Genomic DNA, 5,668 nt, shown 5'->3' on the forward strand with positions numbered 1-5,668 from the left:
CCGCCGGGTCGAAGTCCGCGGCGATGTCGAGGGCCTGCCCGAGCGTCGAGACGACGCAGCGGTCGGATCCGAACATCGGATGCAGCGGCTCGATCGCGAGGGTCACGCCCGCCGCCCGGGCGTCGACGGACAGCTCGCCGATGGCGTCGCGCACCCGCTCCCTGGCGCCGCCGAGGTCGCGCGATCCCTCGGGCAGCCCGCCGGCGACGAGCACGAGGACGGCGGTGGATCCGTCCACCCCGGCGGCGGCGAGCGTGCCGGTCTCCTCGATCGCGCGCCGGTTGTCGTCGAGCGCGGCGAGGCGCTCGGGTCCGGCGGGCAGCGTGAAGAAGCCGCCCCGGCAGTGCGTCGTGAAGCGCAGCCCGGAGTCGCCGAGCATCTGCGCGGCCACATCGAGCCCGACCTCGTTCACCGGCTCGCGCCACAGGCCGATCCCCTCGATGCCGGCCTCGGCGGTGACCCGCAGCGCCGTCGCGAGATCGGCATGCTTGATCGTGGCCTGGTTGATCGACAGACGGGGATGCGGCCTCTGAGGCTCTCGAAGGGTCATGCGCCCACCCCGTTCAGGCGCAGCATGCCGTGCCAGCGTTCGCGGGCGAGTTCCGGATCCTCCAGCGCGAGCGCGGCGTTCGCGAGCTCGACGATGCGGCTGAGGTGGGGCAGGCTGCGCGCCGAGTGGAGACCGCCGACCATCTGGAACGCGGGCTGATGGCCGTTCAGCCAGGCGAGGAACGCGACGCCGGTCTTGTAGTAGAACGTGGGCGCGGCGAACACCTGGCGGCTGAGGTCCTCCGTCGGCCCGAGGATCTGCAGATACCGGGCCGGATCCCCCGCGTCGAGCGCCTGGATAGCGGCCGAGGCGACGGGCGTGATCGCGGCGAACGCGCCGAGGAGCGCATCCGAGTGGCCTCCGGTCGTCGAGAGAGCGGAGGGAGACGAAGCACGGTCGGCGGCGAGGGCACCGCGTTTCGTCTCGTCGCTGCGCTCCTCGCTCGACGACCGGGTGGTGTCACCGCCGATCAGGTCGACGTAGTTGAAGTCGTCGCCGGTGAACATGCGCACCCCGTCCGGGAGCTGCTCGCGCACGGCGATCTCGGACTCCGCGTTCAGCAGGCTCATCTTCACCCCCGCGACCTTCCCCGGATTCTCGTCGATGATGCGCAGCAGCGTGGTCGAGGCTTCGCGCCACGGGGAGGATCCGAAGTACCCCTCGAGCTGCGGATCGAAGGCGGTGCCGAGCCAGTGCAGCACGACCGGGGTCGTCGCCTGCTGCAGCACGGCCGCGTACACGCGCAGGTAGTCGGTGCGCGATTCGGCGACGCGGGCGAGGTGGCGCGAGGCCATCAGCACGGGCCCTGCGCCCTGCTCCTCGACGAAGTGCAGCTGCTCGACGTATGCGTCGATCACCTGCGTCAGCGGGATGCGCTCCTCGTCGACGTGGTCGGTGTTCACGCCGACGACGACGGAACCACCCTCCTCGCGGGCGACCGCCGCGCTGCGGGCGATGAGCTCGCGGGTCGCCGCCGCATCGAGGCCCATGTTGCGCTGCGCGGTGTCCATGGCGTCGGCGACGCCGAGACCCCAGGAGTAGACGTTGCGGCGGAACGCGAGCGTGGCGTCCCAGTCGATGTCCGCGGGCTGCCCGGGGGTGTTGTCGGCGTGCGTCTTCGGCACCACGTGCGCGGCGGCGTAGGCGACGCGGCTGCGCAGGGGCGCGGACGGACGGGTGTAGGCGCCGGAGTCGGCGAGCGGGACGTCGGAGGTCGCTCCGTCGGCGGCGAGGAGGCGGATCGTCGTCATGTCCGACCTCAGTCCAGGGTCAGCGCGGGCAGCGCGATCTTGCGCCCCTCGGCGGAGGACTGCAGGCCAGCCTCGGCGAGCTGCACGCCGCGGGCGCCGGCGAGCAGGTCGAACGCGTAGTCCGTGCCGAGCACGTACGACGTGAGGTACTCCTCCCACTGCTGTCGGAAGCCGTTGAGGAACACATCGTTCGTGGGCACCTCGGCCCAGTCCGCGTCGTAGTCGTGCTCGTCGGCGAGGTCGGGGTTCCACACCGGCTTGGGAGTGGCGTTGCGATGCTGGATCTTCGCGCCGAAGAGGCCGACGACCGCGGATCCGTGCGTGCCGTCCACCTGGAACTCGACGAGCTCGTCGCGGTTCACGCGCACGGTCCAGCTGGAGTTGATCTCGGCGACGATGCCGCCCTCGAGCTCGAAGATCCCGTACGCGGCGTCCTCGGCGGTGGCCGTGTAGTGCTCGCCCTTCTCGTCCCAGCGGTCGGCGATGTGCACGGCTGCCTGGGCGTACACGCTCTTCACCTCGCCGAACAGGTTCTCCATGACGTAGTTCCAGTGCGGGAACATGTCGCTGATGATGCCGCCGCCGTCTTCGGTGCGGTAGTTCCAACTGGGACGCTGCGCCGGCTGCCAGTCGCCCTCGAACACCCAGTAGCCGAACTCCCCGCGCACGGACAGGATCCGGCCGAAGAAGCCCGAGTCGATGAGGCGCTTGAGCTTCTGCAGGCCGGGCAGGTACAGCTTGTCGTGCACGACGCCGGTCTTGACGCCCGCGGCCCGGGCGAGACGGGCGAGCTCCAGCGCCTCCCCCACGGACTCGGCCGTGGGCTTCTCCGTGTAGATCGCCTTGCCCGCGGCGATGGCCTTGCGGATCGCGGCCGCGCGCGCCTTGGTGACGAGGAAGTCGGCATAGATCTCCCACTGCGGATCCGCGAGCGCGGCGTCGAGGTCGGTCGTGTAATCGGCGATGCCGTGCGCGGCGGCGAGCTCGGCCAGCTTCTGCGCGCTGCGGCCGACGAGGATCGGCTTCACGGTGACCCGGGTGCCGTCGGGCAGCTCGATGCCGCCCTGCTCGCGGATCGCCAGGATCGACCGCACCAGGTGCTGGCGGTAGCCCATGCGCCCGGAGACGCCGTTCATGATGATGCCGATCTCGCGGGTGGTGCTCTCCGCCACGGTTTCTCCTTCGTTCCGTTGCCCCGGCGTGCGACGCCGTCGCAGAGGGTAAGCGCTTTCCAGTTCCCTCATCCTGACATGGGAACACGCTTTCCGCAACCGATGCGACGCATCCATCGCGAACGCCCCGCCCGAGAGCGGCCGCCCCGCCCGCGGGCGACGCGAGCCCGGCTAGGCGCTCGCGCGCGCGACCAGCGTCGGCACGAGCAGCGCCGGATCCGCGAGGGTCTGGCCCTCGACGCGGTCGATGAGGATCTGCACGGCCTTCTCGCCGAGTGCGGCGAAGTCCTGGCGGATCGTCGTCAGCGGCGGGCGGAACTCGGCGGCGTCGGCGATGTCGTCGAAGCCGAGCACGGCGACGTCGGCGGGGATGCGCCGCCCGGCGTCGGCGAGCGCGCGCAGCAGCCCGAGCGCCATCTGGTCGTTCGCGGCGAACACGGCCGTGACCTCGGGATCGGCCGCGAGGGTGCCGCCCAGCGCATGACCGGATCCGGCGCTCCAGTCTCCGCGCAGCGGCTCCGGGATGCGGGCCCCGCGCGCCGCGAGCTCTTCGCGCCAGCCGCGCTCGCGCTCGGCCGCCGCGAACGAGCCCTCCGGTCCGGCGACATGATGCACGGTGGCGGCGCCGCCGTCGAGCAGGTGCGCGGTCGCGACCCTGGCGCCGGCGGCGTGATCGGTGCCGATGACCGTGAACCGCGGGTCGGCCGGCGCATCGACCACGACGAGCACGAGGCCGGCCGGATCCACGTCGCGGGCGAGCGCCGATGCCTCGTTCAGCACGATCGCGCCGTCGACGCCCTGATCGCGCAGCCGGTCGAAGGCGTCGCCGATGCGACCCGCCGCGCCCAGCGTGACGACGGCGAGGGCGTAGCCGCGCGCCTCCGCAGCCTCCGCGACGGCCTGCAGCAGCGCGGAGTTGCCGACCGTGGCGAGCGTCTGCGCCACCACGCCGATCGTCATCGAGCGTCCGGTGCGCAGCGCCCGCGCGGCGCGATGCGGGCGGTAGCCGAGCTCGGCCATCGCAGCCTCGACCCGCTCACGCGTGACCGGATCCACCCGGGGGCTGTCGTTCACGACCCGTGAGACGGTCTGGCCGGAGACGCCGGCCCGCGCGGCGACCATCGCCATCGACACGCGACCGCTGGGCCGGGGACCCCTGCGCGGGCGGCCGGCGGGCGCTCCGTCGACCGTGCGGAGGAGCTCCTCGAGCTCGTCGTCGTGCTTCGGCATCGCCTCGCCTCTCCCCCGCCGATCCCACCCGCACCGTTCGGCGCGCCGTTCGCAGGTTTGTTGACGCTATCACGCCGCGTGCCCTATCGTGTTTACGTGAACATGGAAACGGATCCTGCGTTCGGTACGACCGCCGCGCCGGCGGCGCCCGCAGACGCGACCGCTGCCCCCGGAGGCGGGGACGCGGTGCTCGCCGTCACGACGCTCGGCGCCGGCGTCGTCAAGCGGACCACACGCCTCGCCGACGGCCGAGACCTCGTCTACTACGACGACCCCGGCACAGCCCTCGGGCCGGAGCGGAGCGTCGACGCGCGCGCCCTCGACACGCGCCCGGACACGGCGACCATGCGTCAGGACGTGCTCACCGGGGACTGGATCACCTTCGCCACCCAGCGCCAGACCCGGGTGATGATGCCGGGCGCGGATGCGGATCCGCTCGCGCCGCAGACGGCGACCAACCCCTCCGAGGTGCCGTCGCGCTACGACGTCGCCGTGTTCGAGAACCGCTCCCCGTCGTTCGGGCCCGCCCTCGCGAACGCCGTCGGCACCGCGCCGGCAGCGGTCGACCCGCCGCAGGGCCTCGCCGACCTGGAGCAGATCGGGCTCGGACGCACCCGGACCAGCGTCGGACGCTGCGAGGTGGTCTGCTTCAGCCCCGAGCACGCCGGATCCTTCGGCACGCAGTCGGTCACTCGCGCGCGCACCGTGATCGAGGCCTGGGCCGACCGCACGGCCACCCTCTCCGCGCTCCCCGGCATCGAGCAGGTGTTCCCGTTCGAGAACCGCGGCGAGGCGATCGGCGTCACGCTGCCGCATCCGCACGGCCAGATCTACGCGTACCCCTATGTCACCCCGCGCACGCAGCGGCTGCGCGAGAGCATCGCCCGCACCGGCGACGACCTGTTCGCGCGCATCCTCGACGCGGAGCAGGGATCCGACCGGGTGGTGCTGCAGGGAGAGCACTGGACCGCCTTCGTGCCGTTCGCCGCGCGCTGGCCGCTCGAGGTGCAGCTGCTGCCGCACCGGCACGTGCCCGACTTCACCGCGCTGGACGACGCGGAGCGCGACGAGCTCGCCCCCCTGTACCTGCGCCTGCTGCGCGGCGTGGATGCGCTCTACGCCTCGCCGACGCCGTACATCGCCGCCTGGCACCAGGCCCCGGTGCACGTCGGCCGCGACACGATCCGCATGCGCCTCGAGCTCACCAGCCCCCGCCGTGCCGCCGACAAGCTGAAGTTCCTGGCCGGGTCCGAGTCCGCGATGTCTGCGTGGACGGCCGAGATCCTGCCCGAGGATGCGGCCGCGCGCCTGCGCGACGCGATCGCGTCCGTTCCCCTGCCCGTCGAGGAGACCCGATGACCCCCGCCCCCGCCGCCGACCCCGTGGTCGCCGCCGCAGCCGTGCGGTGCTGGATCGCGAACGGCAGCACGAAGCCGTCGTTGTAGTCGGTGTGCTCCCCGATCTGT

At 72.5% G+C, this 5,668-nt stretch carries 5 protein-coding genes and 1 pseudogene; 1 reads left to right on the plus strand and 5 read right to left on the minus strand.

Going from position 1 to position 5,668, the window contains the following annotated elements:
• The 4 genes from RL72_RS00255 to RL72_RS00270 all read right to left on the minus strand — a co-directional run.
• The coding region (locus RL72_RS00255; protein ID WP_045248794.1) for a sugar phosphate isomerase/epimerase family protein at nt 1-550 on the minus strand (550 nt) is incomplete at its 3' end.
• Nucleotides 547-1,800 carry a dihydrodipicolinate synthase family protein gene (locus tag RL72_RS00260; RefSeq protein WP_045248795.1) on the minus strand — a complete coding sequence of 418 codons (1,254 nt, stop codon included), beginning with the start codon at nt 1,798-1,800 and terminating at the stop codon, nt 547-549. The genes RL72_RS00260 and RL72_RS00255, both read right to left, overlap by 4 nt.
• Nucleotides 1,801-1,808: 8 nt before the next feature.
• Nucleotides 1,809-2,936: a Gfo/Idh/MocA family protein gene (locus RL72_RS00265; protein ID WP_045248796.1), complete on the minus strand. Its 1,128-nt coding sequence runs from the start codon at nt 2,934-2,936 to the stop codon at nt 1,809-1,811.
• Between the two features lie 207 nt (nt 2,937-3,143).
• Nucleotides 3,144-4,100, minus strand: a complete 957-nt coding sequence (locus RL72_RS00270) for a LacI family DNA-binding transcriptional regulator (RefSeq protein WP_045248797.1) — start codon at nt 4,098-4,100, stop codon at nt 3,144-3,146.
• Between the two features lie 204 nt (nt 4,101-4,304).
• Between RL72_RS00270 and galT the strand changes: the two genes are divergently transcribed.
• Nucleotides 4,305-5,561, plus strand: a complete 1,257-nt coding sequence (gene galT / locus RL72_RS00275) for a galactose-1-phosphate uridylyltransferase (protein ID WP_082071865.1) — start codon at nt 4,305-4,307, stop codon at nt 5,559-5,561.
• Between the two features lie 31 nt (nt 5,562-5,592).
• Here galT and RL72_RS19320 read toward each other — a convergent pair.
• Nucleotides 5,593-5,668: pseudogene (locus RL72_RS19320) on the minus strand (galactokinase family protein); the annotation flags it as partial.

Origin of the sequence: Microbacterium azadirachtae, assembly GCF_000956545.1 — a bacterium.
Taxonomy (GTDB): domain Bacteria; phylum Actinomycetota; class Actinomycetes; order Actinomycetales; family Microbacteriaceae; genus Microbacterium; species Microbacterium azadirachtae.